General features: G+C 71.5%; 24 protein-coding genes. 13 read left to right on the top strand and 11 right to left on the bottom strand.

The annotated features are described in order from the left end of the window. Nucleotides 1-30 precede the first annotated feature (30 nt). From INQ48_02305 to INQ48_02285, 5 genes are read left to right on the top strand one after another with little or no spacing between them, the layout of a single operon-like run. Nucleotides 31-645, top strand: a complete 615-nt coding sequence (locus INQ48_02305) for a hypothetical protein (GenBank protein ID QRF58122.1) — start codon at nucleotides 31-33, stop codon at nucleotides 643-645. After that, nucleotides 645-1268, top strand: a complete 624-nt coding sequence (locus tag INQ48_02300) for a hypothetical protein (GenBank protein ID QRF58121.1) — start codon at nucleotides 645-647, stop codon at nucleotides 1266-1268. The genes INQ48_02305 and INQ48_02300 overlap by 1 nt, the downstream gene beginning before the upstream one ends. A gap of 5 nt (nucleotides 1269-1273) precedes the next feature. Beyond that, complete coding sequence (locus tag INQ48_02295) at nucleotides 1274-1753, top strand: hypothetical protein (protein ID QRF58120.1); 480 nt, start codon at nucleotides 1274-1276, stop codon at nucleotides 1751-1753. A gap of 23 nt (nucleotides 1754-1776) precedes the next feature. Then, the gene (locus INQ48_02290) at nucleotides 1777-2580 is read left to right on the top strand and encodes a hypothetical protein (GenBank protein ID QRF60577.1); all 804 of its coding nucleotides are present in this window, start codon (nucleotides 1777-1779) and stop codon (nucleotides 2578-2580) included. Beyond that, nucleotides 2577-3218 (top strand): hypothetical protein, encoded by a 642-nt coding sequence (locus tag INQ48_02285; GenBank protein ID QRF58119.1) that lies wholly within the window; start codon nucleotides 2577-2579, stop codon nucleotides 3216-3218. The genes INQ48_02290 and INQ48_02285 overlap by 4 nt, the downstream gene beginning before the upstream one ends. A 45-nt stretch (nucleotides 3219-3263) precedes the next feature. Here the strand turns inward: INQ48_02285 and INQ48_02280 are convergent, their stop codons facing one another. Both INQ48_02280 and INQ48_02275 read right to left on the bottom strand, forming a co-directional pair. Then, a complete protein-coding gene (locus INQ48_02280) occupies nucleotides 3264-4304 on the bottom strand; it encodes an ABC transporter substrate-binding protein (GenBank protein ID QRF58118.1) in 1041 nt (346 codons plus the stop codon). Between the two features lie 62 nt (nucleotides 4305-4366). Then, a complete protein-coding gene (locus INQ48_02275; protein QRF58117.1) occupies nucleotides 4367-5275 on the bottom strand; it encodes a LysR family transcriptional regulator in 909 nt (302 codons plus the stop codon). Nucleotides 5276-5373: 98 nt separating this feature from the next. On the opposite strand from INQ48_02275, the gene INQ48_02270 reads away from it, so the two are divergent. Together INQ48_02270 and aqpZ are read left to right on the top strand one after the other, a co-directional pair. Beyond that, a complete protein-coding gene (locus INQ48_02270; protein QRF58116.1) occupies nucleotides 5374-6381 on the top strand; it encodes an NAD(P)-dependent alcohol dehydrogenase in 1008 nt (335 codons plus the stop codon). A 183-nt stretch (nucleotides 6382-6564) separates the two neighbouring features. Further along, the gene (gene aqpZ / locus INQ48_02265; protein ID QRF58115.1) at nucleotides 6565-7305 is read left to right on the top strand and encodes an aquaporin Z; all 741 of its coding nucleotides are present in this window, start codon (nucleotides 6565-6567) and stop codon (nucleotides 7303-7305) included. Between the two features lie 75 nt (nucleotides 7306-7380). Here the strand turns inward: aqpZ and INQ48_02260 are convergent, their stop codons facing one another. The 6 genes from INQ48_02260 to INQ48_02235 form a co-directional block, all read right to left on the bottom strand. Next, nucleotides 7381-7722, bottom strand: coding sequence for a hypothetical protein (locus tag INQ48_02260; protein ID QRF58114.1), 342 nt, complete (start codon nucleotides 7720-7722; stop codon nucleotides 7381-7383). Between the two features lie 204 nt (nucleotides 7723-7926). Next, nucleotides 7927-8265, bottom strand: coding sequence for a DUF4148 domain-containing protein (locus INQ48_02255; GenBank protein ID QRF58113.1), 339 nt, complete (start codon nucleotides 8263-8265; stop codon nucleotides 7927-7929). 123 nt (nucleotides 8266-8388) lie between these two features. After that, nucleotides 8389-9771, bottom strand: a complete 1383-nt coding sequence (locus INQ48_02250) for a two-component sensor histidine kinase (GenBank protein ID QRF58112.1) — start codon at nucleotides 9769-9771, stop codon at nucleotides 8389-8391. After that, on the bottom strand, nucleotides 9768-10424 hold the full coding sequence (locus INQ48_02245) for a response regulator transcription factor (GenBank protein ID QRF58111.1): 657 nt from the start codon (nucleotides 10422-10424) through the stop codon (nucleotides 9768-9770). The genes INQ48_02250 and INQ48_02245 overlap by 4 nt, the downstream gene beginning before the upstream one ends. A gap of 195 nt (nucleotides 10425-10619) precedes the next feature. Then, a complete protein-coding gene (locus tag INQ48_02240) occupies nucleotides 10620-11681 on the bottom strand; it encodes an AlkZ family DNA glycosylase (protein QRF60576.1) in 1062 nt (353 codons plus the stop codon). Between the two features lie 38 nt (nucleotides 11682-11719). Continuing rightward, nucleotides 11720-12520 carry an rRNA pseudouridine synthase gene (locus INQ48_02235; GenBank protein ID QRF60575.1) on the bottom strand — a complete coding sequence of 267 codons (801 nt, stop codon included), beginning with the start codon at nucleotides 12518-12520 and terminating at the stop codon, nucleotides 11720-11722. Nucleotides 12521-12726: 206 nt separating this feature from the next. On the opposite strand from INQ48_02235, the gene INQ48_02230 reads away from it, so the two are divergent. From INQ48_02230 to INQ48_02205, 6 genes are all read left to right on the top strand, one after another. Continuing rightward, nucleotides 12727-13800 (top strand): bifunctional nicotinamide-nucleotide adenylyltransferase/Nudix hydroxylase, encoded by a 1074-nt coding sequence (locus INQ48_02230; GenBank protein ID QRF58110.1) that lies wholly within the window; start codon nucleotides 12727-12729, stop codon nucleotides 13798-13800. A 71-nt stretch (nucleotides 13801-13871) separates the two neighbouring features. Next, nucleotides 13872-15317: a nicotinate phosphoribosyltransferase gene (locus INQ48_02225; GenBank protein QRF58109.1), complete on the top strand. Its 1446-nt coding sequence runs from the start codon at nucleotides 13872-13874 to the stop codon at nucleotides 15315-15317. A gap of 364 nt (nucleotides 15318-15681) precedes the next feature. Then, nucleotides 15682-16851, top strand: a complete 1170-nt coding sequence (locus tag INQ48_02220) for a galactosyldiacylglycerol synthase (protein ID QRF58108.1) — start codon at nucleotides 15682-15684, stop codon at nucleotides 16849-16851. Further along, nucleotides 16848-17339, top strand: a complete 492-nt coding sequence (locus INQ48_02215; protein ID QRF58107.1) for a hypothetical protein — start codon at nucleotides 16848-16850, stop codon at nucleotides 17337-17339. Before INQ48_02220 ends, INQ48_02215 begins: the two co-directional genes overlap by 4 nt. Beyond that, nucleotides 17336-17938 carry a dual specificity protein phosphatase family protein gene (locus tag INQ48_02210; GenBank protein QRF58106.1) on the top strand — a complete coding sequence of 201 codons (603 nt, stop codon included), beginning with the start codon at nucleotides 17336-17338 and terminating at the stop codon, nucleotides 17936-17938. The genes INQ48_02215 and INQ48_02210 overlap by 4 nt, the downstream gene beginning before the upstream one ends. Nucleotides 17939-18050: 112 nt before the next feature. Then, nucleotides 18051-19181, top strand: coding sequence for a zinc-binding dehydrogenase (locus tag INQ48_02205; GenBank protein ID QRF58105.1), 1131 nt, complete (start codon nucleotides 18051-18053; stop codon nucleotides 19179-19181). Nucleotides 19182-19227: 46 nt separating this feature from the next. On the opposite strand, the gene fusA is transcribed toward INQ48_02205, so the two are convergent. The 3 genes from fusA to INQ48_02190 form a co-directional block, all read right to left on the bottom strand. After that, a complete protein-coding gene (gene fusA / locus INQ48_02200; protein QRF60574.1) occupies nucleotides 19228-21216 on the bottom strand; it encodes an elongation factor G in 1989 nt (662 codons plus the stop codon). Between the two features lie 730 nt (nucleotides 21217-21946). Then, on the bottom strand, nucleotides 21947-22639 hold the full coding sequence (gene kdpE, locus INQ48_02195) for a two-component system response regulator KdpE (GenBank protein QRF58104.1): 693 nt from the start codon (nucleotides 22637-22639) through the stop codon (nucleotides 21947-21949). Nucleotides 22640-22647: 8 nt separating this feature from the next. Continuing rightward, nucleotides 22648-25407, bottom strand: coding sequence for a DUF4118 domain-containing protein (locus INQ48_02190; GenBank protein QRF58103.1), 2760 nt, complete (start codon nucleotides 25405-25407; stop codon nucleotides 22648-22650). Between the last annotated feature and the right edge of the window lie 12 nt (nucleotides 25408-25419).

Raw genomic sequence — 25419 nt, 5'->3', positions numbered from 1 at the left:
GCTGCTCTTCTTCATCCATCGAGGCCCCTCATGAAACCCAGCGCCCTTCCCCATCGCCTGCTCGCCCTCTGCGTGGCGGCCCTCTGCCTGACCGCCGGCGGCGCGGCCCGCGCCGAAAGCCAGTACGGCGCGGGCACCGGCACCATCACGGCCCAGGCCAAGGTCAACCTCAGCGTGACGGTGCCCAAGCTCATCCTGCTGCGCGTGGGCGCGGCCAACACCGCCGTCGACACGCTGCGCTGGAGCTCGGCGCTGGAGATCCCCGCCGTTCCCACGCCGGCCCTGGCCGACGCCACCAACACCGGCGTGGACTGGAACGGCGCGGCACCGGCCGCGAGCGTCGCCACCGCGGCCGGCGCCGACACGCTCACCGTCTACGCCTGGACCAATGCCGGCACCGGCACCATCCATTGCGCGCTCGGCGCCTGGAACGCCACGGGCGGCCCGGCCGACGCCAACTTCACGGTCACCGCCGAGGGCACGCTGCCGCACCCGGGCGCGAACCTGGGCGCCTGCGCCTCGACCGCGTTCCCGTCCAACACGGTGGCCACGGGCACCTGGACCTACTCGCTGGGCGGCGCGCCGGCCGGCTGGCGCGCCAACACGTACACCAACACCATCACCTACACCGCGCAAGGCATCTGATGCGCCCCCGCCCGGCCCAGGCTCCGCTCGCTGCCGCGCTGCTGGCCGCAGGCCTCGCCGCGCCCGCGGAGGCCGTCGTCACGACGGTGACCGACGTCGGCCTGGTCTATGCGATCTCGGTGCGCGTGGGCGCGGTCAGCGGCGTCGACACGGTGGCCTTCCACGTCGCCGGCAACAACGTCGGCCTGGCGCCGGCGCCGGTGGCGGGCTCGCCGGTCATCGAGGTGTCGGTCACGCCGTTCCGGCCCGCGAATTCGTCGTCCACGGCGCGGCCGGTGACGCTGCGCGTCGACTCGACGCCCGGCCTGGCCTGCCAGTCGGGCGGCTGCGGCGCCACCCTCATCCCGTTCAGCCAGATCGCCTGGACCGCCAGCAACAACGGCGCCGCCGCCACGGGCGACATCCAGAGCGGCCGCTTCGACGGCGGCGCCAACCAGCAGATCGCGAGCTTCAACGCCAACGCGACCTTCTGCTCGGCGCCGGTGCTGCTGCTGTGCCTGGGCTACACCTACCGCTCGAACGCGATCAGCGCGACGCGAATGCAGTTCAGCTACGACAACGACGTCCTCTATCCCGCGGGCAACTACCGCGGCACCGTGCGCTTCACGGCGTCGATGGAGTGAAGCGCATGCGGGCATCGATCGTCCCATGCGCCGCGCTGCTGCTGGCGCTGACGCCGCCGGCCGGCGCGAGCGTCGCACGGCTGGACGACTCGGCCTCGCCGCGCGCGCGGGTCGACACCGACTTCCGCCGCGCGCAACCGGTCGATGGCATCCGCTTCGACCTGCCGTTCGGACGCATCGACTACCGGCTCGCGACCGCGCCCTACGTCGGCCGGCGCGCGCGCATCTTCTACGTGATCCCCGCCGCCATCCCCGGCCTGCGCTCGCCCGCGGGCATGCAGCTGCAATGGCGCAGCCACGGCGCCTTCGCGAGTGCCGGCGGCCGGCCGGGCGACCGCGTGCCGGTCTGGACCGGCACCGTCGCCACCGCCTGGATGAACGAGAGCTTCGAGCTCACGCTGCGCCTCGATCCGCGCGAACTGCGGCTGCCGCCGGGGGCTGCGCTGCGCTTCGAATCGATCTTCGAAATCGAGACCCTGCCATGACCCAGCCTTGCCCCACCCACGCGCTGCGGCGGCGCGCCGCCACCTTCGTCCTGCTGCTGGCCGGCGCCGGCGGCGCGACGGCCGCGCCGTTCGAGATCGCGGTCTCACCCTCGCGCTTCGAGCTGTCGGGCCGCGGCGGCACGCGCCTGGGCCAGTCGCTGGAGCTCCACAACCTCGCGCCGGTCGCGACCGAGGTGACGGTGCGCACCATCGACTGGCACTACTCGGCCGAGGGCCGGATCAGCTACCACGACGACCTGCAGCCCGGCAGCTGCCGGCCCTGGGTGGCGCTCGAGCGGCGCAGCGTGCGGCTGCCCGCGCGCGGCAGCCGGGCCTACCGTTTCCAGATCGAGCCGCCCGCGGGTTCGCCGCGCGGCGAGTGCCGCTTCATGATCGCGATCGAAGGCAGCGAGCCCGCGCAGCAGGCGCTGATCCAGGGCGGCGGCGCCAGCCTGAGCCTGCCGGTGACGGGGCGCATCGCGGTGGCCGTGTACCTCGCGCTCGACGGCGCCGAGCCGCGGCTCGACCTGCAACGGATCGCCAGCAGCGACAGCGGCGGCCAGCGCCGCATCGCCATCACCGTGGCCAACAGCGGCGACGCGCACGGTCGCCTCGAAGGCAGCCTCGAGGCCGTCGACAGTCGGGGCCGTGCCTTCGCGCTGGTGCCCGAGGGCACGCCGATCCTGCCGGGCCAGACCCGCACGCTGGCGCTGGTGCCCCAGGGCGAAGACGGCCGCGCCGCGCCGCAGCCCGCCTATCCGGTGAAGGCCGGCGGCACGCTGGACTGGGAGGGCGGCAGCTTCAAGGTGGAGGCGACGCTCGAATGACGGCGCACATGGCCCTGCGCGGCACGATGGCGGCGGCGTGCCTCGCGCTCGTCGCTTCCGCGCGGGCCGAGACGGCCACCTCGGCGTCCGGCTTCGACGTGCCGCGCCGCGCGACGGCCAGGCTGGACTTCAGCCTCTCGATCCAGAAGTTCCTGTTCTTCGGCGTCGGCGCCAGTCCCTGGCCGGCGCAGAGCAACGCCGTCGGCACCGTGCGCTTCGTGCTCGCGCCGTCGATCCCGCCGGCCGGCGTCGCGCCCGTGGCCGGCAGCCGCAGGGCCGTGGACTGGCCCGGCGGCGCGCCGGTCTTCGCGGTCACGGCCTCGGACCACGTGCTGCCCGTCGAGGTGCGCAGCAATGCCGGTCCCATCGCCATCCGCGCCGAGGCGAGCACGCCGCTGTCCAACGGCAGCCACACCATCCCGATGTCGGAGATCACCATCGCCTCGAGCAACCCCGGCCTGCCCGCGCCGCCGGTGCCCGCCAGCGGCATCGGCGGCGCCGCGATCGTCGCGGGCACGAGCTTCTCGAATCTCGTGACGCTGCAGAAGGCCAGCTGGACCTTCGGCTATGCCAACAGCGCGAGCCGCAGCGCGGGCAGCTACAGCGGCGTGCTGCGGTTCACGGCCAGCACGCCCTGAACGCGGCCCTGAACGCGGCCCTGAACGCGGCCCTGAACGCGGGCCTCAGCGCGGCAGCGCTTCTACTTCGCGCGTCCAGCGGTCGATCAGCCGCTTGCGCTCGGCCGCCTGGCCGTACTTCTGGAAGTCGTACTTGATGAGCTTCACGCCGTCCATCGAGGGAATGCGCGGATCGGGCTTGAAGGTCTTGTTGGCCGGCGACTGCAGGCTGCCGGCCTTGGCACCGATGGACTGGCCCGCGGGGCTCATGAGCCAGTCGTAGTAGCGCTTCGCGTTCTCCTTGTTGCGCGCGCCCTTCACCAGCGCGATGCCGCCGATCTCGTAGCCCGTGCCCTCGCAGGGCGCGGCGGTCTTGACCGGAAAGCCGTCGTGGCGCCAGCGCTCGAAGCCGAAGATGAAGCTCACGCCGACCGCCACTTCCCCCTTGGCGACGTTGGGCGCCTGGGCCTGGCCGCTGCGCGTGTAGCTGGTGACGTTGCGGTGCAGCTGCTTGAGGTAGTCGAAGGCCGCGTCCTCGCCCATCTGCTGCACGAGGCCCGCGATGATGGTGTAGGCCGTGCCGCTGGTGGCCGGGTGCGAGATCTCGATCTCGCCCTTGTAGCCGGGCTTCACGAGGTCGGCCCAGCAACGCGGCTCGGGCAGCTTCTTTTTCTTCAGCAGCTCGGTGTTGAAGCCGAAGCCCATCGCGCTGGTGTAGAAGCCGCCGACCATGTTCTGCGACAGCGCGTACTGGCGCACGGCCCAGTCGTGCAGGTCGTTGATGTAGGCCGGGCGGTAGGGCTCGAGCAGGCCCTGCTCGGCCGCCTGCAGGAAGGGATCGCCGGTGCCGCCCCACCAGATGTCGGTCTTGGGATTGGCGGCCTCGGCGCGCAGCTGGGCGCCGATCTCGCCCGTGCCCTTGTGGGCCTGCAGCACCTTGATGCCGGTCTCGCGCGTGAAGGCGGCCGCCGCGGCCTCGCACCAGCCGGCGTCGGTGCTGCACAGCGCGTTGACCGTGCCCTGCGCTCCCGCGTGCGACGCGAAGGCCAGCAGGGCGGCGGCCGCGCCGAGCGCGGCGAAGGTGCGGGTGAGGGCGAAGGGGCGCATGGGGGATCTCCTCGGGGGCTGGCGCCCAGGATAGCGCCGGCGCGCGCGGGCGCCGACAGGGTTCAGTCGGTTGCCAGCAGCGGCGGAAGATGCTCGGCCAGCCAGTCGATCACCACGCGCGTCTTCAGCGGCAGGTAGCGGCTGCGCGCGCGGATCACGTGCAGCGCGAAGCCGAAGGGCCGCGGCTCGTCGAACACCCGCACCAGGGTGCCGGCCGCCAGCGCCTCGGCCGCGAGCCAGGCCGGCAGCCGCGCGAGCCCCATGCCGCCGATGGCGGCCTCGAGCAGCACCTCGGCGCTGTCGCAGCGCAACCGCGCCGGCAGCAGCACCTCGGCGACGCGATCGCCGGCATGGAAGCGCCAGGCCGAGGCCGCGCCGTCGCGCGCATAGAGCACCGCCTCGTGCGGCGGCTTCAGGTCCTCGATGCCTTGCGGACGGCCGCGCTCGGCCAGGTAGGACGGCGCGGCGCACAGCACCATCCACTGCATGCCCACGAGGCGCGCGACCAGCGCCGTGCTGTCGCCGAGATCGCCACTGCGGATCGCGAGATCGAGCCCCTCCTCCGCGAGGTCGACGAGGCGGTCGCTGAAGCCCAGTTCGAGCGAGAGCCGCGGATGCCGGCGCGCCAGCGCCAGCAGCAGCGGCCCGATCTTGAGCCGCCCGAGCATGGCCGGCATGCTGACCCGCACCACGCCCGAGGCCGTGCTGCGCGCCGCGTCGGCCAGGGCCTCGGCGGCCTCGAGCTCGGCCAGCGCATTGCGGCAGCGCTCGTAGTAGCCATGGCCCTCCTGGGTGAGGCTCTGGCTGCGCGTGGTGCGCAGGAACAGCCGCGTGTGCAGCCGCGCCTCGAGCCGCGCGATGCTCTTGGCGACCGCCGAGCGCGTGACGTGCAGGCGCTGTGCGGCGAGCGCGAAGCTGCCGGCCTCGACGGCAGCGACGAATTCCTCGATCCCTTGCAGGCGCTGGCTCATTGGCGAATTTCAGGCAACAAATCTCGGAAAATTATCCACCACCGACGCCTGATGAGCGTCAATAGCATCAGGCCTTCTTCTTTTCGCGGAGGCCCTTCATGCCCGAAACCACCCTGCGCCGCTGGCAACTTCCCGCCTACGGCCGCGCCCATCTCGAACAGGTCCGGGCGCCCTTGCCCGCGCCCGGCCCCGGCCAGATCCTGGTGCGCGTCGGCGCGGTCGCGCTCAACTACCGCGACCTGCTGATGACCGAGGACGGCATGGGCATGCCGCTCGCGCTGCCGTTCACGCCGGGCTCGGACATGGCGGGCACGGTCGAGGCGGTCGGCGACGGCGTGCGCCGCTTCGTGCCCGGCGAGCGCGTGATCAACACCTTCTGGAACGGCTGGATCGACCACCACTGGCCCGCCCATGCCGTGCCCGCGGGCGGCCCCGGGCCGGGCATGCTGGCCTCGCACGTGGTCATCGACGCCGAGGCGGCCGTGGCCGCGCCCGCGTCGCTCTCGCTGGCCGAGGCCAGCACCCTGCCCTGCGCCGGGCTCACGGCCTGGTTCGCGCTGGCCGAGCTCGGCGCGCTGCGCGCGGGCCAGACGGTGCTGATCCACGGCACCGGCGGCGTGGCGCTGTTCGGGCTGCAGATCGCGCGGCTGCATGGGGCGCGGGCCATCGTGGTGTCGGGCAGCGCCGACAAGCACGAGGCCGCGCGCGCCCTCGGCGCCAGCCACGTGCTGGCGCGCGACAGCGACTGGCCCGCCGAGGTGCGGCGCCTGACCGGCGGGCGCGGCGCCGAGCACGTGCTCGAGCTCGCGAGCGGGCCCAACCTCGACCGCTCGCTGCAGGCCTGCGCCCAGGGCGCGCGGGTGTCGGTCATCGGCATGCTCGAGGGCACGACGCTCGACGCCTCGTTCTACGGCCTCGTGCTGGGCCGCGTCACGGTGCAGGGCATCGGCGTGGGCCACCGGCGCGCGCTCGAGGACCTCGTGCGCGCCGTCGACGCCAACGGCCTGCGCCCCGCGATCGCCGCCAGCTACGGCTTCGACGCGCTGCCGCGGGCGCTCGACCACCTCGCGCGCGGCGCCTTCGGCAAGATCGTCGTGACGCCCTGAAGCCGCGCGGCCCCGGCGCCGCGCGGAAAACCGCGGCGTTTTCGTGAACAGTTGCCCGCCTTGCCCGATCCGGTGCGGGCACCCGACGCCTTCCTCTTCCTTTCCCGTTTCAGAATCCGCGCGCGCCGGGTCTCCCCGGCGTTTTCGTTGGCATCCAGAACATCAAAAGAGAGGAAATCGAACATGGAACGCAGGGACTTCAGTGCACCGCAGAAATGGACCGCCGAATTCATCGGCACCTTCTGGCTCACCTTCGGCGGCTGCGGCAGCGCGGTGCTCGCGGCGGGCTTTCCGGAACTGGGCATCGGCTTCGCGGGCGTCGCGCTGGCCTTCGGCCTCACGGTGCTGACCGGCGCCTACGCGCTCGGCCCGATCTCGGGCGGGCACTTCAACCCCGCGGTCTCGATCGGCCTCGCCGCGGCCGGGCGCTTCCACCCGGCGCAGCTCGCGGCCTACATCGTGGCGCAGCTGCTGGGCGCGATCGCCGCCGGCGGCCTGCTCTACCTGATCGCCAGCGGCAAGGCCGGCGCGCAGCTCGGCGGCTTCGCCACCAACGGCTACGGCGAGCATTCGCCCGGCGGCTACAACCTGATGTCGGCGCTGCTGATCGAGGTGGTGCTCACGGCCGTTTTCCTGGTCGTGATCCTCGGCGCCACCGGCCGCCGCGCGGCGCAGAACTTCGCGGGCCTGACCATCGGCCTGTGCCTCACGCTGATCCACCTGGTCTCGATCCCCGTCACCAACACCTCGGTGAACCCCGCGCGCAGCACCGGCGTGGCGCTGTTCGGCCCGGTCTATGCGATCGAGCAGCTGTGGCTGTTCTGGCTGGCGCCGATCGTGGGCGCCCTGATCGGCGCGCTGATCTACCGCGGGCTGCGGCTGCGCGGCAACGGCGGCAGCGGAAGCGGCGACAGCACGCACTGAACGCGCGGCGCGCAAACGACGAAAGGGGAGGCATCGCTGCCTCCCCTTTTCTCATGGCGCCGAGGCGCGGGTCGCTCAGCTGCCGGTGGCCGACTTCACCAGCGGCGCCGAGGTCGACTGGCCGATCGACTCGGTGCCGCTCGGATGCGAGGCCGCATAGGCGCCGGCCTGGATGTCCGACACCGGCGTCACCGAATTCATCGCGGGCGCGCTGGTCGACTGGCCGATGGACTCGGTGCCGCTCGGACGCGCGGCGGCCATGGCCGCTGCCTGGATGTCGGCGCTGGCGGGCGAGTTCATCTGCAGCGGGTGGTAGTCCGAACCGTCCATCTTTTCCTGGGCCGATGCGGTGATGGCGCCCGTCGCCGCGAACGCGGCGAAGGAGGCGACGGCGAGAAGCTTGAAAGAAGTGCGCATGCGTGTTCTCCTGGTCACAGGTTGTCCCCGGCCTCGTGCCGGCGCCGACGGGCGCGCGGCAGGCCTGGACGCACTCTATGCAGGCCGACTGAGGGCAGCGTGAGTAAAGAGTTACGCGAGCCTTAGCGGGCGTTGCGCGCCGCTTCGCCGACGTTCAACGAATTTCTGACATCGCTCCGCGCCGGCTGGCACGAAGGCATTCATTCATTCGCCGGCCGCGCCCACCTCGCCGTACGGAATGCGCCCCTCGCGCTCGGCCTGCGCCGCGAGCGCGCTGACGCTGTCGCGCGTGAGCCCCGGCTGCGCGCGCTCCATCGGCGGCGCGGTCTCCTGCGACAGCATCGGCGAGGCGGTCGCGGTCTGCGTGGCCTGGGCGGCGTCGCGCGCGAAGTCGGCGCGCGAGCGCTGCGACTGGAACTGCAGCGCGTGCTCGGAACCGTCGGCCTCGTCGGCCTGCGCGGCCACCATCGGTGCCAGCGCCACCACGGCGCCGGCGGCCGCGATGAGGGCGAACCGACGCGAAGAAAAGAATGCGATCTGCATGGCGAACTCCTTGAATGCGGGCTCGCGATGGCCGCGACATGCGGCCCCTCGGCCCTGGAGATCACTCTAGGCCGCGAGTCTCAGCAGGGGCTGAGCAAAAACTTCGCGGCGCGTGAGGGCCCGCTACGGCTTGTCCGCCTCGGGCTCGGCCGGCAGGTGCACGCGCGCGCGCAGGCCGCGCCCGTGCTCGCGGTTGCTGAGCTCGATGCGCAGCCCGTTGCGCTCGGCCGCGGTGCGCGCGATCGCGAGCCCCAGGCCGCTGCCGCCGGCGGCCGCGCCCGGCACGCGGAAGAAGCGGTCGAACACGCGCGCCATCGCATCGTCCGGAATGCCCGGCCCGTTGTCGAGCACGTCCACCACGCCATGGCCGTCGACCGCGTGCAGCTTCACGTCGACCACGCCGCCTTCGGGCGCATAGCGCAGCGCGTTGTCGATCAGGTTGTCGAACACGCTGCGCAGCTCGGCCGCGGGCGCGAACACCACCGGCGCGATGCTGCCCTCGAAGCCCACGTCGACCCGGCGCGCATCGGCCAGCACCATGAGCTGGCTCACGCTCTCGCGCAGCAGCACCTCGATGTCGACCGCCTCGCGCGCCGTCGCGCGGCGCGGCGCGTCCTGGCGCGAGAGGCTCAGCAGCTGCTCGATCAGGTGCTGCGCGCGCGTCACGCCGGCCTCGAGCTGCACGAAGCGCTCGGTGGCCTCGCCGGCCGGGATGTGGGCGCGCAGGTTCTCGATCTGCAGGCCGATCGCGGCCATCGGCGTGCGCAGCTCGTGCGCGGCGTCCTGCACGAAGCGGCGCTGCGTGGCGAAGGCGCTGCGCACGCGGCCCAGCAGGTGGTTGAAGGAGGCGACCAGCGGCGCGATCTCGTCGGGCACGCGCGCCAGCGGCAGGTCGGTGGGACTGCGCTCGTCCTGCGAGGCCACGTCGCGCGCCACCGCGCGCAGCGAGCGCGAGGCGGCCGAGACGATCAGCCACAGCGCGAGCAGCGCCACCGGCAGCAGCAGCGTGATCGGCAGGCCCTCGAGCAGCGCGCGGCGCAGGGCACGCCGGCGCCGGTAGTCCTCGTTCTGCAGCACCTGCACGCGCCGCTGGTCGGCATGCGTGCCGGGCTCGGCGGTGAAGGCGCGCCAGTGGGCCCAGGCCTGCGGCCCGGTGCGCAGGTCGCCGAAGCCCGGGCGCGGCTGCAGCGGCATCGGCAGGTCGGGCCAGGAGCTGCTGAGCAGCCGGCTGCCGTCGGGGCTCCAGATCTGCACCACGAAGGCGCCGCGCTCGAGCACGGCCTCGCTGTTCAGCAGGCGCGGCGTGCGCGACTGGTCGCCGCCCGCGTACGACTCGGCCACCAGCCGCATCTGGTCGTCGAGCGCGTTGTGCACCAGGTTGCCGTAGGCCAGGAACGAGAACCAGGCCGTGAGCACCGCCGCCGCGAGGTGCAGCGTGATGAGCCACAGCAGCAGCTGGGTGCGCAGCGAGCGCGGCCGGCGCCAGCCGCCCGTGCCGGCGCTCACGCGGCCACGCGCCAGCCGAGCCCGCGCACGTTGCGGATCGACTCGGCGCCGAGCTTGCGGCGCATGCCGTGGATCAGCACGTCGATCGCGTTGCTCGTGACCTCCTCGCCCCAGCCGTAGATGCGGTTCTCGAGCTGCTCGCGCGAGAGGATCGCGCCCGGGCGTTCGAGCAGCGCATGCAGCAGCGCGAACTCGCGCGCGGTCAGCGCCTCGCGGTTGCCGTTGACCACCACCTCGCGCGTCGTGAGGTCGAGCTGCAGCGCGCCGCTGCCCACGAGCGAATGCGCGGCGCCGTCGCGGCGGCGCACGATGGCGCGCATGCGCGCGAGCAGCTCGCGGAATTCGAAGGGCTTGAGCAGGTAGTCGTCAGCGCCGAGGTCGAGGCTGTGGATGCGGTCGTCGAGGCCATCGCGCGCCGTGAGCACCAGCACCGGCGTGGCATCGCCGCGTTCGCGCGCGCGGCGCAGCACCTCGGTGCCGTCCTGGCGCGGCAGGCCCAGGTCGAGCAGCACGCAGGTGTAGCCGCCGTCGCCGAGCGCGCTCTGCGCGAGCTCGCCGTCGCGCACCCAGTCGGCCGACCAGCCCGCGCCCTCGAGCGCCTGTTTCAGGCTGCGCCCGATCATTTCATCGTCTTCCACCAGCAGAACGCGCATCGCAGCGACTCCTCATTTCACGCAGAAAGCGCCGCACCGCCCCGCGGCACGGCCGTGCGCCAGGGGGCATCGGGTCCGGGCCGCAAGGTAGCACGCGAACGGGATGATCGGTAGTGCCTGCGCCGCGGCGCAGACTAAGGGCGAATACTTAGACGGTGCTTAGGCGCCGGGCGCGCCGAAGGGGTCAGGCGCCGCTCAGGCAACGGGCCGCGCGACGCGCACCGCATGGCGTTCGCCGGGCGCCTCGGCCGCGAAGGCCAGCAGGCGCAGCGCCTCCTGCTCGGCGCCCTCGCGCCCTGCCCTGGGCCAGCGCGCGAAGGGTTCGAGCACGGCGGTGGCGGCGCCCTTCGCACGCTCGATCTTCCAGGTGCCCGCGACGAAGCCGTCGATCAGCACCGTGCCGCGCACGATGCCGTTGACGGTGAACACGCGCGGGCGATGCGCCTCGTCGAGCACGCGAGCGCGGTCGTCGTGCGCGAGCAGCAGGTTGTCCCATTCGGCGAGCAGGCGCGGCGGCGCGGGCGTCGCTTCGTCGGGACGCGGCGCGCGCGGCAGGTCGAACAGGGTTTCGCCGTGCGGGCCCTCGAAGCGGCGCAACCGCGCACCAAGCCGCTCGGCCACGGCCTTCCAGCCCGTGAGGCCCGACCATGCGCCGGCATCGGCCAAGGTCGCGGGACCTAAGGCGGCGAGGTAGCGCAGCAGCAGGTCGTTCTGCGTGGCACTGCCCTCTTCTTCCTCGTTCTTGCCGAGCCAGCTGCCGAGGCGCTGCAGCAGCGCGTTCTGGTGCGAATTCCAGCTGCCCGCGGGCGGCAGGTGCACCAGCGGCAGGTTGTTGCGGATCAGGCCGGCGAGCGAGGCCGGCTCGCTGCGCGGCCAGCGTTCGAGCAAGGCCTGGCCGAGCTCGGTGCTGGTGCGTGCGCGCTCGTCGAGCAGTGCGCGGCCCATGGCCAGCGCCTGCGCACGGTCGACGCCTTCGAGCGCGCGCTTGTGATTGCCCAGCAGGCCGCGCTGATGCGCCGCATCGAGCAGCGGCCGCCAGGCCAGCGCATCGCGCGCGCTCACCAGGTGCAGGGTCGCGCGCATCATCGACAGGCGCACCACGCGGCGCCGGCGCAGCGCCTCGGTCAGGGCTTCGCGCGGGAACTCCTCGAGCCGGCTCCAGAGGCCGACGTAGGGCGGATTGGGTGCCTGCGCCTGCAGCCCCGCGAGGCGCTCGATGGCCTGCGCCACCGGCAGGCGCTGGCGCGCCAGCAACATCTGCCGCGCCAGCGTGGCGCGGTTCAGCGCGCGCAGGCTCAGAACTTCTCGTGCGGTGCCAGATAGCGCCATTGACCCAGCGGCAGGTTGCCGAGCATGACCTTGCCGATGCGCACGCGCTTGAGCCCCACCACCTTGAGGCCGACCAGCTCGCACATGCGGCGGATCTGGCGCTTCTTGCCTTCGGTCAGCACGAAGCGCAGCTGCTCGGGGTTCTGCCATTCGACGCGCGCGGGCTTGAGCGCCTGGCCGTCGAGGCTCAGGCCATGGCGCAGCTTGGCGAGCATCGCGGGCGGGAACACGGCCTGCACATTGGTCGTGACCGGGTCGTCGTCGTCCATGCGCACCAGCTGGCCGGTGGGCGCGGGCTGGCCCAGGCCGTGGTAGGCCACGCGCACCAGGTACTCCTTCTCCATCGTCGAGTCCTCGCCGATCAGCTGGCGCGCGACGCGGCCGTCCTGCGTCATCACCAGCAGGCCGATGGAATCGATGTCGAGCCGGCCGCAGGGCGCGAGGCCGCGCAGCTGCTGCGGGTTGAAGAAGAAGCGCGCGTTGTCCTCGGCCCAGCGGTTGGCGGGCGTGAACAGCGTGACCGCGGGCTCGTGGCCGTCCTCGGCCTGGCTGCTGACGTAGCCGATGGGCTTGTTGATGAGGATGGTGACCTGGTTGGCCTGCTGGCCCTTGGCCGCCTTGTCGATCTCGATGCGGTCGGCGGGCGTGACCTTGACGCCCATCTCGGCCGGCTTGCCGTTGACCTTGACCCAGCCGTTGGCGATCCATTCGTCGGCCTCGCGGCGCGAGCAGATCTTGAGTTCGGCCATGCGCTTGTTGAGCCGCATGGGGCCGTCGGCCGAGGCCTGCGCGGACTGCGGCGCGGGTGCGCGGCGAAAGGAGGACGGACCGTTGGAAGGAGGAGGCGCGGGCATGGCCGATTATCGCCAGCGCGCAAGTCGTAAGCCTTTTGTCCGGCTTGCGCCGCCTGCGAGGCTGGTGCTATCGTGGCGGCAAGCGCGAGTTGATCGCGCCCTTTTTGGGGGATTCCCAAATGAGCACCACACGCAAATACCACTACGCCATCGTCATCGGGCGCTTCCAGCCCGTCCACTTCGGTCACCAGAGACTCATCGAGGAAGCCGCCCGCGCGGCCGATCGCGTGATCGTGGTGGTCGGCTCCGACCGCACGCCGCGCAGCGTCAAGAACCCCTTCACCTTCGACGAACGCGAGCGCATGGTGCGCGCCTGCCTGCGCGGCGGCGACCAGATGCGCGTGAGCGTGGTCGGTGTCGGCGACTCGCCCTACAACGACCAGCTGTGGATCGCGTCGATCCAGTCGGCGGTCGAGCGGCTGATCGTGCAGGACGGCCTCGCGCCCGCGCAGGCCAGGGTGGCGCTGGTGGGGCATCTCAAGGACGCCTCGAGCTACTACCTCAAGCTGTTCCCGCACTGGGAGTTCGTGGGCCAGCACAACGTCGAGAGCCTCAACGCCACCGACGTGCGAAAGCTCTACTTCGATCCCGAGAACCGCGGCCAGCTCGCGCGCGCCGATCTGCCCGAGGGCAGCGCGGCCTTTCTCGAACGCTTCGCATCGACGGCCGACTATGCCGAGCTCTGCGAGGAGCGCGCCTTCCTCGCCGACTACCGCGACAAGTACCGCTACGCGGGCAGCGACTTCCCGCCGATCTACACCACGGTCGACGCGGTGGTGGTCGAGGCCGGCCACATCCTGATGGTGCAGCGCAAGTTCCATCCGGGGCGCGGCACCTGGGCGCTGCCCGGCGGCTTCGTGGGCCAGCAGGAGCGGCTGCTCGATGCGGCGGTGCGCGAACTCAGGGAGGAAACCCGCCTCAAGGTGCCGGTGCCCGTGCTCCACGGCAGCATGAAGGGCAGCCATGTGTTCGACGCGCCCGAGCGCTCGCAGCGCGGCCGCACGATCACGCACGGCTTCTTCTTCGAGCTCGCGCACAACCAGTGGACCGGCCTGTCGGACGTGCGCGCCGACGACGACGCGGCCGCGGTGCGCTGGGTGCCGATCGCCGAATTCCTCGGCATGCAGGAGCGGGTCTACGAAGACCACTTCTTCATCGCCAATCATTTCCTGGGTGGCCTGGGCAAGTCCTGAGAGAACTGGCCCGCGCCTTGTCTGCAAGTACGGCCCCGGTTGACGGGTGCCATCGTGAAAGGAGCTTTCACATGAACCGCGCGCTCTCTCCCTCCCTCGGCAGCAACCTGCTGCTGCGCACCGACTCCTACAAGGTGTCGCACTGGATGCAATATCCGCCCGGCACGCAGACGGTGTTCAGCTACATCGAGTCGCGCGGCGGGCTCTTCAGCCATTCGCTGTTCTTCGGGCTGCAGGCCTATCTGCGCGAATACCTGCAGACGCCGGTGACGCGCGACGACGTGGACGAAGCCGCCGCGCTGATGGCGGTGCACGGCGAGCCCTTCAACCGCGAAGGCTGGCTGCGGCTGATCGAGAAGCACGGCGGGCTGATGCCGGTGCGCATCCGCGCGGTGCCCGAGGGCAGCGTGCTGCCGGTGCACAACGTGCTCGCGACGATCGAGAACACCGACCCCGAGTTCTTCTGGGTCACGAGCTTCCTCGAGACCGAGCTGCTGCGCGCGATCTGGTACCCGACCACAGTGGCGACGGTATCGGCCGCGGCCAAGACCACCCTGCTGCGCTACCTCGAGGCCACCTGCGACGATCCGCAGGGCCAGATCGCGTTCAAGCTGCACGACTTCGGCGCGCGCGGGGTCTCGAGCCTCGAATCGGCGGCGCTCGGAGGGATGGCGCACCTGGTCAACTTCATGGGCACCGACACGCTGAGCGCGTTGCTGGCCGCGCGCCGCTACTACGACTGCGACGTGGCGGGCTTCTCGATTCCCGCGGCCGAGCACAGCACCATCACGGGCTGGGGCCGCGAGCACGAGGCCGATGCCTACCGCAACATGGTGGCGCAGTTCGGCAAGCCGGGCGCGATCTTCGCGGTGGTGAGCGACAGCTACGACATCTTCAACGCCTGCGCCCGCCTGTGGGGCGATGCGCTGCGCGAGGAAGTGATCCGCTCGGGCGCGACGCTGGTGGTGCGCCCCGACTCGGGCGACCCGGCCGAGACGACGCTGAAGGTGGCGCAGATCCTGGCCGAGCGCTTCGGCACGACCACCAATGCCAAGGGTTTCCGGGTGCTGAACAACGTGCGCATCATCCAGGGCGACGGGGTGACACTCGATTCGTTGCGGCTGTGTCTCTCGAACTTCTTCCACAACGGCTTCTCGGCCGAGAACATCGCCTTCGGCATGGGTGGCGGGCTGCTGCAGCAGGTGAACCGCGACACCATGCAATGGGCGATGAAGTGCTCGGCGATGCAGGTCGATGGCGAATGGCGCGACGTCTACAAGGCGCCCGTGGGCGACACGAGCAAGACCTCGAAGAAGGGGCGGCTGGTGCTGGCTTCTTCCGTCGATGGCGAAGTGCGTACGCAACGTGCCGAGCAAGTTCTGGAGCCTGGGCAGGTCGATCTGCTCGAGACTGTGTATGAGAACGGGCGGATCGTTCGTGAAAGCAGTTTCGAAGGGATACGTGGACTTGCCGCTTCTGGCGTTGGAAGGTTGGTGACTTCTCGGGCGCCGCTCTGAGGTTTTTGGGCCGGGGGCGCGTGCACAGGGCATCGGGCACTTCCCTCCGCGAATGTCCCCCGCCCTTCGGGCTCCTCCTTTATTTCGCTGCGGGAAGCACCCGACACCCTGTGCACGGAGGCGCAGCGGGGGTGCGGGCGGTTCAACGACCATTGCGTCCAGGCTCACGTCGATGGGGTACTCCCCGCAGCGAAATAAAGGAGGAGGCCGAAGGCCGGGGGACATTCGCGGAGGGGAGTACCCCATCGACGTGAGCCCGCCCCGAACCGTGGAACGCCCGTCAGTGAGCCCTCCCCCAACGCCTCGAATCCGATTCCCGCACTGCCACAAGCCCTAGCCATAATCCGCGCAGACCGCCGAACACATGACCAAACTCCTGATCCTCAGCGTGAGCGCGGGCAACGGCCACGTGCGGGCCGCCCAGGCCCTTGCCGCCACCGCCCAGGCCCTTGCCGCCACCGCCCAATCCCTCGACCCGCCCTGCCCGGCGGTCCACATCGACGCCATGGCCCACGTGCCCGCGGGCTTTCGCAAGGTCTACACCGACTGGTACATCCAGCTCGTGAACCGCGCGCCCGAGCTCTGGTCGTACCTGCACCAGCGCACCGACACCACGCCGCACCACGCGCCCTCGCAGCGCATGCGCCGCGGCATCGAGCGGCTGAGCACCGTGGCGCTGGTGCGCGAGATCCGGCGCGAGCAGCCCGATGCGGTGATCTGCACCCACTTCCTGCCGGCCGAGCTGCTGATGCGCGAGCGCAATCGCGGGCGCATCGAGTATCCGGTGTGGCTGCAGGTCACCGACTACGACCTGCACAACATGTGGCTGGTGCCGGGCATGACCGGCTACCTCGCCGCCACCGAGGAGGTCGCGTTCAGGCTGCGCGCGCGCGGCATCCCGCCCGAGCGCATCCACGTCACCGGCATTCCCGTCATGCCCGCCTTCTCCGAACCCGATGCGCTGGAACGCGACGCCTGCGCCGCCGCGCTCGGCCTCGATCCCGCGCGACCCGTGCTGCTGATGGTCTCGGGCGGCGCCGGCGTAGGCGACCTCTCGAGCATGGTCGAGCGCGTGCTCGCGCTCGGCGACGGCGACGAACCCGGCGGCCGCTTCCAGGTGATCGCCGTGGCCGGCCGCAATGCCGAGATGCACGGCCGGCTGCAGGCCCTCGCCGCGCGCCACCCGGGCCGCGTCGTGGCCGTGGGTTTCACCAACGAGATGCACAAGCTCATGGCCGCGTCCGACCTCGTCGTCACCAAGCCCGGCGGCCTCACGGTCTCCGAATGCCTCGCGCTCGGCAAGCCCATGCTGCTGATCTCGCCGATCCCCGGCCAGGAGGAACACAACGCCGGCTTCCTGATGGAGGAAGGCGCGGGCTGGCTCGCCTACGACGCCATCGGCCTCGAGTACAAGGTCGCGCGGCTGATGGCCGATCCGGCCAAGCTCGCCCACATGGCCCAGCGCAGCAAGGCGCTGGGCAAGCCACGGGCCGCGCGCGCGGTGCTCGATCGCGTGCTGGGGCCCTCGGCATGAGCTGGAGAAACGAAGACAAGCCCACCGTGGGCCGCACGCTCGTGTACCTGGCCTGGGTCGTCACCATGGCCTTCTTCTTCGCCAACGCCGAGATCCAGATCGAGGGCGGCGCCGGCTGGGCCACCTCGCTGCCGACCTGGCGCATCGAGAACAGCATCTGGCTCGACATCTTCTGGGGTGGCCGCGCGATGACCGGCTACCACGCCTGGGTCTTCACCTTCATGGCGCTGGTGTTCTTCTCGCCGCTGGCCTTCTCGGGCCGCTGGAAGCTGCGCGACTGGGGCCTCGCGCTCGCGGGCCTGATCCTGTTCTGGGTCTGCGAGGACTTCCTCTGGTTCCTCATCAACCCCGCCTTCGGCTGGGACAACTTCAACCCCACCAAGGCCTTCTGGCACAAGCACTGGGTGTGGGGCGCGCCGGTCGACTACTGGGGCGGCCTCGCGGTCGCCGCGCTGATCCTGGTGCGCCGGCACTGGCCGCGGCGATGAGCCGCGCGAACATCGTGCGCCGCGTGCGCGAGGCCCGGCGGGCGCAGCGCGAGGCGCAGGCCGCGCCCGTGGAACGTCCCGGCCACTGGGCCGATCCGCTCGAAGCGCTGGGCGTGGAGAACCTGCACCGCCTCACGCCCACGCTCTACCGCAGCGCCCAGCCGCGCGCGAAGGACGTGGCGGCGCTGCAGTCGCTCGGCATCCGCACCGTGGTCAGTCTGCGTTCCTTCAACGACGACCGCAAGGTGTTCGCGGGCCATGGCATGCGGCTGGTGCGCGTGCCGATCAACACCTGGGACATCGACGACGCGAAGGTGCAGCGCGCGCTGCGCGCGATCCTCGCGGCCGAGCACGACGGGCCGGTGCTGATCCACTGCATGCACGGCGCCGACCGCACCGGCGTCGTCTCCGCCGTCTACCGCATGGCGCTGCAGGGCTGGGACAAGGAGGCCGCGCGCCAGGAGATGCTGCGCGGCGGCTACGGCTACCACACGCTGTGGCGCAACATCCCGCGCTACATCGAGCGCGTGGACCCCGAGAAGATGCGCCACGCGCTGGCTCAGGCACCGGCCGTGCCGACGATTCCAGGGCTGTCCTGAAGGCGCCAGCAGGCTTCGCGGCCCGCTCCTATACTGGCCCGCGCCGGCCCCGGGCGGCCGGTCGCACCCACCTTCCGCACACGCTTCATCCGCTTCACAAGGGGCATCCGCCATGGCACTCCAACTGCGCTCGCTCGTCCGTTCGAACGGCGAACTCGAACTCTCGCTGCACGACGAACCCATCCCCGAACCGCAGGCCCACGAGGTCGTGATCCGCGTCGAGGCTTCGCCGATGAACCCCTCGGACCTCGGCCTGCTGTTCGGTGCCGCCGACATGGCGACCGCCAAGGCCTCGGGCAGCGCCGAGCGCCCGGTCGTCACCGCGACCGTGCCCGAACGCGCGCGCCCCGCGATGGCGGGCCGGCTCGACCAGTCGATGCCCGTGGGCAACGAGGGCGCGGGCACGGTCGTGAAGGCCGGTTCGTCGCCCGAGGCACAGGCCCTGCTCGGCAAGACCGTGGCCGCGATCGGGGGCGCCATGTACTCGCAGTACCGCGCGGTGGCCGTCGCGCAATGCCTCGAGCTGCCCGAGGGCACCGCGCTGGCCGATGGCGCTTCGTGCTTCGTCAATCCGCTGACCTCGCTCGGCATGGTCGAGACCATGAAGCGCGAAGGCCACACCGCGCTGGTCCACACGGCCGCCGCCTCCAACCTCGGCCAGATGCTCCACAAGATCTGCCAGAAGGACGGCATCGCGCTCGTCAACATCGTGCGCAAGCCCGAACAGGAAGCACTGCTGCGCGGCCTCGGCGCGAAGTACGTCTGCAACGCCGCCTCGCCCACCTTCCTCGAGGATCTCACGCAGGCCCTGGTCGAGACCGGCGCCACCCTGGCCTTCGACGCCACCGGCGGCGGCAAGCTCGCGGGCCAGATCCTCGGCTGCATGGAAGCGGCGCTCAACCGCACCGCCAAGGAATACAGCCGCTACGGCTCGACCACGCACAAGCAGGTCTACATCTACGGCGGCCTCGACCGCGGCCCGACCGAGTTCGTGCGCAACTTCGGCATGGCCTGGGGCATGGGCGGCTGGCTGCTGTTCCCGTTCCTGCAGAAGCTCGGCGCCGAAGGCACGCAGCGCCTGCGCGCACGCGTGGTGGCCGAGCTCAAGACCACCTTCGCGAGCCGCTACACGCGCGAGGTCTCGCTGACCGAGGCGCTGCAGCTCGATGCGATCGGCGTCTACGGCAAGCAGGCGACGGGCGAGAAGTTCCTGCTCAAACCCAACAAGGGCATCGCGGCCTGAGATAGACAAAAAAAGGGCGACCCTCGCGGGTCGCCCTCCGGGGCCGTCAGCTCTTCACGAGCCCGGCCATCTCGCCCGCGGGCGCCACGGCGTAGTGGTCGAACTGCATCGCGTACTGCGCGCGGCCCGAGGACAGCGCGCGCAGGTTGCCGATGTAGCCGAACATCCGCGCCAGCGGCACATGGGCGTCGACCACGATCGCGTTGCCGCGCATCGCCTGACCGCGCACCATGCCGCGCCGCCGGTGCAGGTCACCGATGCAGTCGCCCACGTATTCGGCGGGCGTGGTCACTTCCACGGCCATCACCGGCTCGAGCAACTGCGGTCCGGCCTGCGCCGCCGCCTCGCGGAAGGCCGCGGCGGCCGCGAGTTCGAAAACCATCGCCGTCGAGTCGCGCTCATGGTGGCTGCCGTCCAGCAGCGTGGCCACGAAGTCCACGCAGGGATAGCCGGCCAGCACGCCCGACTGCGCGGCACGGCGGATGCCGGCCTCGATCGCGGGGATGAACTCGCGCGGGATCGCGCCGCCCACCACCCGGTTCTCGAACGCGATGCCCTCGCCGCGCACGCGCGGGGCGATGCGCAGCGTCAACTCCGCGAACTGGCCGAGGCCGCCGTTCTGTTTCCTGTGCACATGGTGCACCTCCTTTTCCTTCGATACCGTTTCGCGGCAGGCGACCTGGGGCCGTCCCACCGACACTTCGACGCCGAAGCGTTCGCGCAGCTTCTCGATCGAGACCTCGAGCTGCAGCTCGCCCATGCCCGACACGATGGTCTGGCCCGACTCGGCGTCCTGCCGCAGCCGCAGGCTCGGGTCTTCCCGCAGCAGCACCTGCAACGCCTTCGACAGCGCCTGCTGGTCGGCACGCGCCTTGGGCTCGATCGCGACGTGGAGCACGGGCTCGGGCACGCCGATCTGTTCGAGCTGCACCGGATGATTCCGGTCGCACAGCGTGTGGCCGGTCAGCGTGTCCTTCAGCCCGACGATGCCGGCGATGTCGCCGGCCACCAGTTCGTCGCGTTCGATGCGGTCGCCCGCCTGCACCTCGTACAGCCGCGCCGCGCGTTCGATGCGGCCGGTGGTGGCGTCGAGCATGCTGTCGCCGCGCCGCAGCCGGCCGCTGTAGACACGCACGAACACCATCGCGCCATGGTCGTCGCTGGCCACCTTGAACGCCAGCGCCGCGAACGGCGCCTGCGGGTCGCAGGGCAACGCCACCTCGCCGGGCTTCGGCAGCCAGTCGACGATGGCGTCGAGCAGCGGTTCCACGCCGCGGTTGCGGAAGGCCGAGCCCGCGAGCACGGGCACGAAGGCACCGGCCAGCACGCCCTTGCGGATGCAGTCGCGCAGCACCTCGGCCGGGAGCGCCTCGCCGTTCAGGTAGGCCCCCATCGCGGCCTCGTCCTGCTCGACGGCGAGTTCCACCAGCCGCGCGCGCTGTTGCAACACGGTGGCCATCAGCTCGGCGGGCACCTCGGTCACGCGGTACGGTTGGCTCGCATCGTCGAGGTCCCAGACCAGCGCGCGCAGGCCCAGCAGGTCGACCACGCCGCGAAAGTCGCCTTCCGCGCCGATCGGCCACTGCACCGCCACGGCCTTCACGCCCAGGCGTTCCTCCATCATCGCGACCACGCGCGCGAAGTCGGCGCCCAGGCGGTCGAGCTTGTTGACGAAGGCGATGCGCGGCACGCGATAGTGGTCCGCGAGGCGCCAATTGGTCTCGGTCTGCGGCTCCACGCCGGCCACGCCGTCGAACACGACCACGGCCCCGTCGAGCACGCGCAGCGAGCGGTTCACCTCGATGTTGAAATCGATGTGGCCGGGCGTGTCGATCAGGTTGATCTGGGTCGCGTTCCACTGCAACGTGGTGGCGGCGCTGCTGATGGTGATGCCGCGCTTGCGCTCCTGCGCATCGAAGTCCATGCGCGCGGTGCCGCGGCTCACGTCGCCGATGCGATGGCTCTCGCCGGCGTAGAACAGGATGCGTTCGGTGGTGGTGGTCTTGCCGGCGTCGACGTGGGCAATGATGCCGATGTTGCAGGTTTCTGGGTGTGTGGGTCATGGCGAATCTTTCTTTCTCTGTCTCGAAGCACGGCTTCGAGAGCCTGGTGGGCATGTGCCGGCCCCCAGGCGAAAAGGATTCGCCTGAGGGCTAGCGACGAACGGTGTCGTGCAATCTGCTGATGCGGCGGCCGGAGCCCGGGCGCACGGAAGCCACGCTCCGGCGGAGGCGAATCGTGGCGATCAGCTTGTCGTAGGTACGCATGGCGATGAAGAAGTGAGAGGCGGAAAAGACAAAACCCCGGAGGACGGGCCTGCCGGGGTTTTCAGTACCGGAAGGCGCAGCGCCTTCCGAACGCGATCGAAGGCGATGTCAGGTGGCGGTGAGGCCGGCTTCGATGGCTTGGGTGAATTTCATGGTGGGGCGGATTGTGGGTGTGGCTGGTTGGGAAGACAAGGCTTGTCGTGTGCTTGTTGGGAAGAAGCCACTACGGGCTGGGGCGGGCACGCGCCGACGGGGTACTCCCCTCCGCGAATGTCCCCCGGCCTTCGGCCTCCTCCTTTATTTCGCTGCGGGGAGCACCCCATCGACGCGCGCCAGACGCGCAGCGCCTGATCGGCCGGCACCATCCGAGCGCCTCCGTGCACAGGGCAGCGGGTGCTTCCCGCAGCGAAATAAAGGAGGAGCCGAAGGCGGGGGACATTCGCGGAGGGAAGTACCCGCTGTCCTGTGCACGCGCCCCCACCCGTCATCGACAAAGAGCTACACGACCAGCCGATACCCCACCGCAGTTTCCGTCAGCAGATGCCGCGGCTGCGCCGGATCGTCCTCGAGCTTCTGCCGCAGGTGCCCCATGTAGATCCGCAGGTAGTGGCTCTGGTCCGTGTGCGACGGTCCCCAGACCTCGCGCAGCAACTGGCGCTGCGTCAGCACGCGTCCCGCGTTCGAGGCCAGCACCGACAGCAGCCGGTACTCGGTCGGCGTGAGATGCACCTCCGCGCCCGCGCGGCGCACGATGCGCGCGGCGCGGTCGAGTTCGATCTCGCCGAAGCGGAACAGCGCCTCGGGCGCCTCCTCGCTGCTGGCCGCGCGCGGGCGGCGCAGGTTGGCGCGCACGCGTGCGAGCAGCTCGCCGGTGCCGAAGGGCTTGGTCAGGTAGTCGTCGGCGCCGGCGTCGAGCGCGGCGATCTTGTCGGACTCGTCGCTGCGCGCCGACAGCACGATGATCGGCACCGCCGACCAGCCGCGCACGTCGCGGATCAGCGAGGTGCCGTCGCCGTCGGGCAGGCCCAGGTCGAGCACCAGCAGGTCGGGCTGGCGCGTGCCGGCCGCGGCCAGGCCCTCGCGCAGCGTGCCGGCCTCGTGCACCACCCAGCCCTCGGCCTCGAGCGCGCCGCGCACGAAGCGGCGGATCTGCGGCTCGTCCTCGATCACGATGGCGGTGGGCACTGGCATGGGTTGGGTCAGAGAGGGGCTTCGGCCGGTTCGGGCGGCTCCCGGCGCGGGAGCGTGACCGTGAATTCTGCACCGCCGCCGCGCGCGTTGGCGGCCACGATCTCGCCGCCATGGGCGCTCACCACCGCCTTGCAGATCGCCAGGCCCAGCCCCACGCCCGGCGTGGCCGACTCGACCTCGCCGCGCGTGAACTTGTCGAACAGCTTCTGCTCGTGGCCCAGCAGCGCCGCCGGCAGGCCCGGGCCGTGGTCGCGCACGCTCAGCACCAGCGTGCCGGGCTCGGCGCGCGCGCCGACCACGATCGGCGGCGCGCCGTACTTGGTGGCGTTCTCGAGCAGGTTCACCAGCACGCGCTCGATCAGCACCGCGTCGAACTCGACCAGCGGCAGCCCGGCATCGAGTGCGGTCTGGACCACGGTGGTGCCGAGCGCCGTGCGCGCCGCGCGGATGGCCGAGCCCACCACCTCCTCGACCGACTGCCAGTCGCGCCGCAGGTTGACCGCGCCGCCCGCGATGCCGCTCTCGAGCCGCGCCATGTCGAGGAGGTTGTTGACCAGCGCATGCAGCTCGTGCGCCTGCGCGACGATCGCGCGCGCCGCCTCGGCGTGCTCTTCCGCCGGCAGCGTCTGCAGCGATTCGGCCAGCGCGATCAGCGCGGTCAGCGGCGTGCGCACGTCGTGCGAGATCGCGCCCAGCAGCGCGTTGCGCAGCCGCTCCGATTCGATCTCGACCACCGCCTGCTGCGCCACCTCCACGTAGTGCACGCGCTCGAGCGCGATCGCGATCTGCCGCGCCAGCGTGTCGAGCTGCTGCGCCTGTTCGGGGATCAGCAGCCAGCGCGGCTGCGCCGGCTCGAGCGCGAGCACGCCGCGCACGCGCATCGGCGCCTGCAGCGGCACGTAATGCCAGGGCTGCGCGGCCAGCGTGGCGGTGGCGAGGCCCGCGCTCTGGCCGTGGCGGAAGGCCCAGTCGGCCACCTGCGCGTCGAAGCCCGGCGGCGGATCGGCCGGCGCCACCAGCTGGTCGGCGGCATCGGTCACCAGCACCAGCGCATGGCCGCCGAAGTGGCCCTGCACCGCGGCCGCGCCGAGCGTGACCACCTGCGTGCTCTCGAGCGCGGCCGAGAGTTCGCGCGTGAGCTCGAACAGCGAGCGCGCGCGGCGCTCGCGGCTGGTCGACACGCCGGCCGCGAAGCGCAGCCCGGCCGTGAGCTGGCCCACCAGCAGGCCCACGCCCAGCATGATCGCGAAGGTCAGCACGTACTGCACGTCGCTGACCGCGAACGACAGCCGCGGCGGCACGAAGAAATAGTCGAAGGCCGCGACGTTGAGCAGCGCCGCCAGTGCCGAGGGCCCGCGCCCGAAGCGCATCGCCACGCCCACCACGCCGAGCAGGAACAGCATCACGATGTTCGACAGCTCGAGCACCCCGGTCAGCGGCGTGCACAGCAGCGTGAGCGCCACGCTGGTGGCCGCGGCCCAGGCATAGCCGGGCCAGTGGATCGGCGCCTTCTCGTGGTCGTCGCTGTCGATGCGCGCCCCCGCCACGCCCAGCGGCGAGCGCGACAGCCGGCGCGCGCTGTCGGCGCGGCCCACCTCGAGGATGTCGAGCGCCGGCGCCAGCTGCGCGAGCGCGCGCGCCAGCGGCACCTGCGCCGCCAGCCACAGGCGGCGCCAGCCGATGGCGGCCTCGGCGCGCCCGAGCACCAGCGTCGCGCAGTTGAGCCGGCGCGCCTGCTCGGCGAGCTGCTCGGCCACGTCGGAGCCGGTGAGCACCGCGGTGGCAGCACCCAGTTCCTCGGCCAGCTTCAGCACCGCGAGGATGCGGTCGCGCTCGGCCGCGGCCAGCCGCTGCAGCCGCGGGGTCTCGACATACACCGCATGCCAGCGCACGTTGAGCTGGCCCGCGAGCCGCGCGGCGGTGCGCACCGTCTGCGCCGCGCCCTCGTGCGGACCCACGCACGCGAGGATCGCGCCCGAGGTGTTCCAGGCCTGCAGGCCGGTGCCCTTGCCGTTGCCGCCGGCGCCCGGGCCCGACTGCTCGATGCGCCAGCCGCGCACGTCGTCCTCCACGTGCTCGGCGGTGCGGCGCAGTGCGATCTCGCGCAGAGCGATCAGGTTGCCCTTGCGGAAGAAGTTCTGCGCCGCGCGCTCGGCCTGCTGCGGCAGGTAGACCTTGCCGGCCGCGAGCCGCGCCGTGAGCTCGTCGGGCGTGACGTCGACCAGCACCACCTCGTCGGCCTCGTCGAGCACCGAGTCGGGCACCGTCTCGTGCACCCGCACACCGGTGATCGCGCCAACCGTTCCGTTGAGGCTCTCGAGATGCTGCACGTTGAGCGCCGACCAGACCTCGATGCCCGCGGCCAGCAGCTCCTGCACGTCCTGCCAGCGCTTGGCATGGCGCGAGCCGGGCGCGTTGGTGTGGGCCAGCTCGTCGACCAGCAGCACCGCGGGCCGGCGCGCCAGCGCGGCATCGAGGTCGAACTCGGCCAGCGTGCGGCCGCGGTAGGCGATCTCGCGCAGCGGCAGCGCATCGAGCCCCGCCAGCAGCGCGGCGGTCTCGCCGCGGCCGTGGGTCTCGACCACGCCGATCAGCAGGTCGCGCCCGGCCTTGCGCTCGCGCTGCGCGGCGCTCAGCATGGCCCAGGTCTTGCCCACGCCGGCGCTGGCGCCGAAGTAGATGCGCAGCTTGCCGCGCCGCGCACGTGCCTCGTCGCTGCGCAGCTGGGCGAGCAGCGCGTCGGGGTCGGGGCGGGACAGGTCGCTCATGCAAAGCGCAGG

Origin of the sequence: Variovorax paradoxus (genome assembly GCA_016806145.1) — a bacterium.
GTDB lineage: Bacteria > Pseudomonadota > Gammaproteobacteria > Burkholderiales > Burkholderiaceae_C > Variovorax.
Note: the sequence above shows the minus strand (reverse complement) of the source record. Positions and strands in the feature narration are given on the sequence as shown.

Excerpts from the sequence above, each read along its gene's own strand:
- INQ48_02305 (QRF58122.1), top strand. The coding sequence starts at position 31 with ATGAAACCCAGCGCCCTTCCCCATCGCCTGCTCGCCCTCTGCGTGGCG.
- INQ48_02300 (QRF58121.1), top strand. The coding sequence starts at position 645 with ATGCGCCCCCGCCCGGCCCAGGCTCCGCTCGCTGCCGCGCTGCTGGCC.
- INQ48_02295 (QRF58120.1), top strand. The coding sequence starts at position 1,274 with ATGCGGGCATCGATCGTCCCATGCGCCGCGCTGCTGCTGGCGCTGACG.
- INQ48_02285 (QRF58119.1), top strand. The coding sequence starts at position 2,577 with ATGACGGCGCACATGGCCCTGCGCGGCACGATGGCGGCGGCGTGCCTC.
- INQ48_02280 (QRF58118.1), bottom strand. The coding sequence starts at position 4,304 with ATGCGCCCCTTCGCCCTCACCCGCACCTTCGCCGCGCTCGGCGCGGCC.
- INQ48_02275 (QRF58117.1), bottom strand. The coding sequence starts at position 5,275 with ATGAGCCAGCGCCTGCAAGGGATCGAGGAATTCGTCGCTGCCGTCGAG.
- INQ48_02270 (QRF58116.1), top strand. The coding sequence starts at position 5,374 with ATGCCCGAAACCACCCTGCGCCGCTGGCAACTTCCCGCCTACGGCCGC.
- aqpZ (QRF58115.1), top strand. The coding sequence starts at position 6,565 with ATGGAACGCAGGGACTTCAGTGCACCGCAGAAATGGACCGCCGAATTC.
- INQ48_02260 (QRF58114.1), bottom strand. The coding sequence starts at position 7,722 with ATGCGCACTTCTTTCAAGCTTCTCGCCGTCGCCTCCTTCGCCGCGTTC.
- INQ48_02255 (QRF58113.1), bottom strand. The coding sequence starts at position 8,265 with ATGCAGATCGCATTCTTTTCTTCGCGTCGGTTCGCCCTCATCGCGGCC.
- INQ48_02245 (QRF58111.1), bottom strand. The coding sequence starts at position 10,424 with ATGCGCGTTCTGCTGGTGGAAGACGATGAAATGATCGGGCGCAGCCTG.
- INQ48_02240 (QRF60576.1), bottom strand. The coding sequence starts at position 11,681 with ATGTTGCTGGCGCGCCAGCGCCTGCCGGTGGCGCAGGCCATCGAGCGC.
- INQ48_02235 (QRF60575.1), bottom strand. The coding sequence starts at position 12,520 with ATGCGGCTCAACAAGCGCATGGCCGAACTCAAGATCTGCTCGCGCCGC.
- INQ48_02230 (QRF58110.1), top strand. The coding sequence starts at position 12,727 with ATGAGCACCACACGCAAATACCACTACGCCATCGTCATCGGGCGCTTC.
- INQ48_02225 (QRF58109.1), top strand. The coding sequence starts at position 13,872 with ATGAACCGCGCGCTCTCTCCCTCCCTCGGCAGCAACCTGCTGCTGCGC.
- INQ48_02220 (QRF58108.1), top strand. The coding sequence starts at position 15,682 with ATGACCAAACTCCTGATCCTCAGCGTGAGCGCGGGCAACGGCCACGTG.
- INQ48_02215 (QRF58107.1), top strand. The coding sequence starts at position 16,848 with ATGAGCTGGAGAAACGAAGACAAGCCCACCGTGGGCCGCACGCTCGTG.
- INQ48_02210 (QRF58106.1), top strand. The coding sequence starts at position 17,336 with ATGAGCCGCGCGAACATCGTGCGCCGCGTGCGCGAGGCCCGGCGGGCG.
- INQ48_02205 (QRF58105.1), top strand. The coding sequence starts at position 18,051 with ATGGCACTCCAACTGCGCTCGCTCGTCCGTTCGAACGGCGAACTCGAA.
- kdpE (QRF58104.1), bottom strand. The coding sequence starts at position 22,639 with ATGCCAGTGCCCACCGCCATCGTGATCGAGGACGAGCCGCAGATCCGC.
- INQ48_02190 (QRF58103.1), bottom strand. The coding sequence starts at position 25,407 with ATGAGCGACCTGTCCCGCCCCGACCCCGACGCGCTGCTCGCCCAGCTG.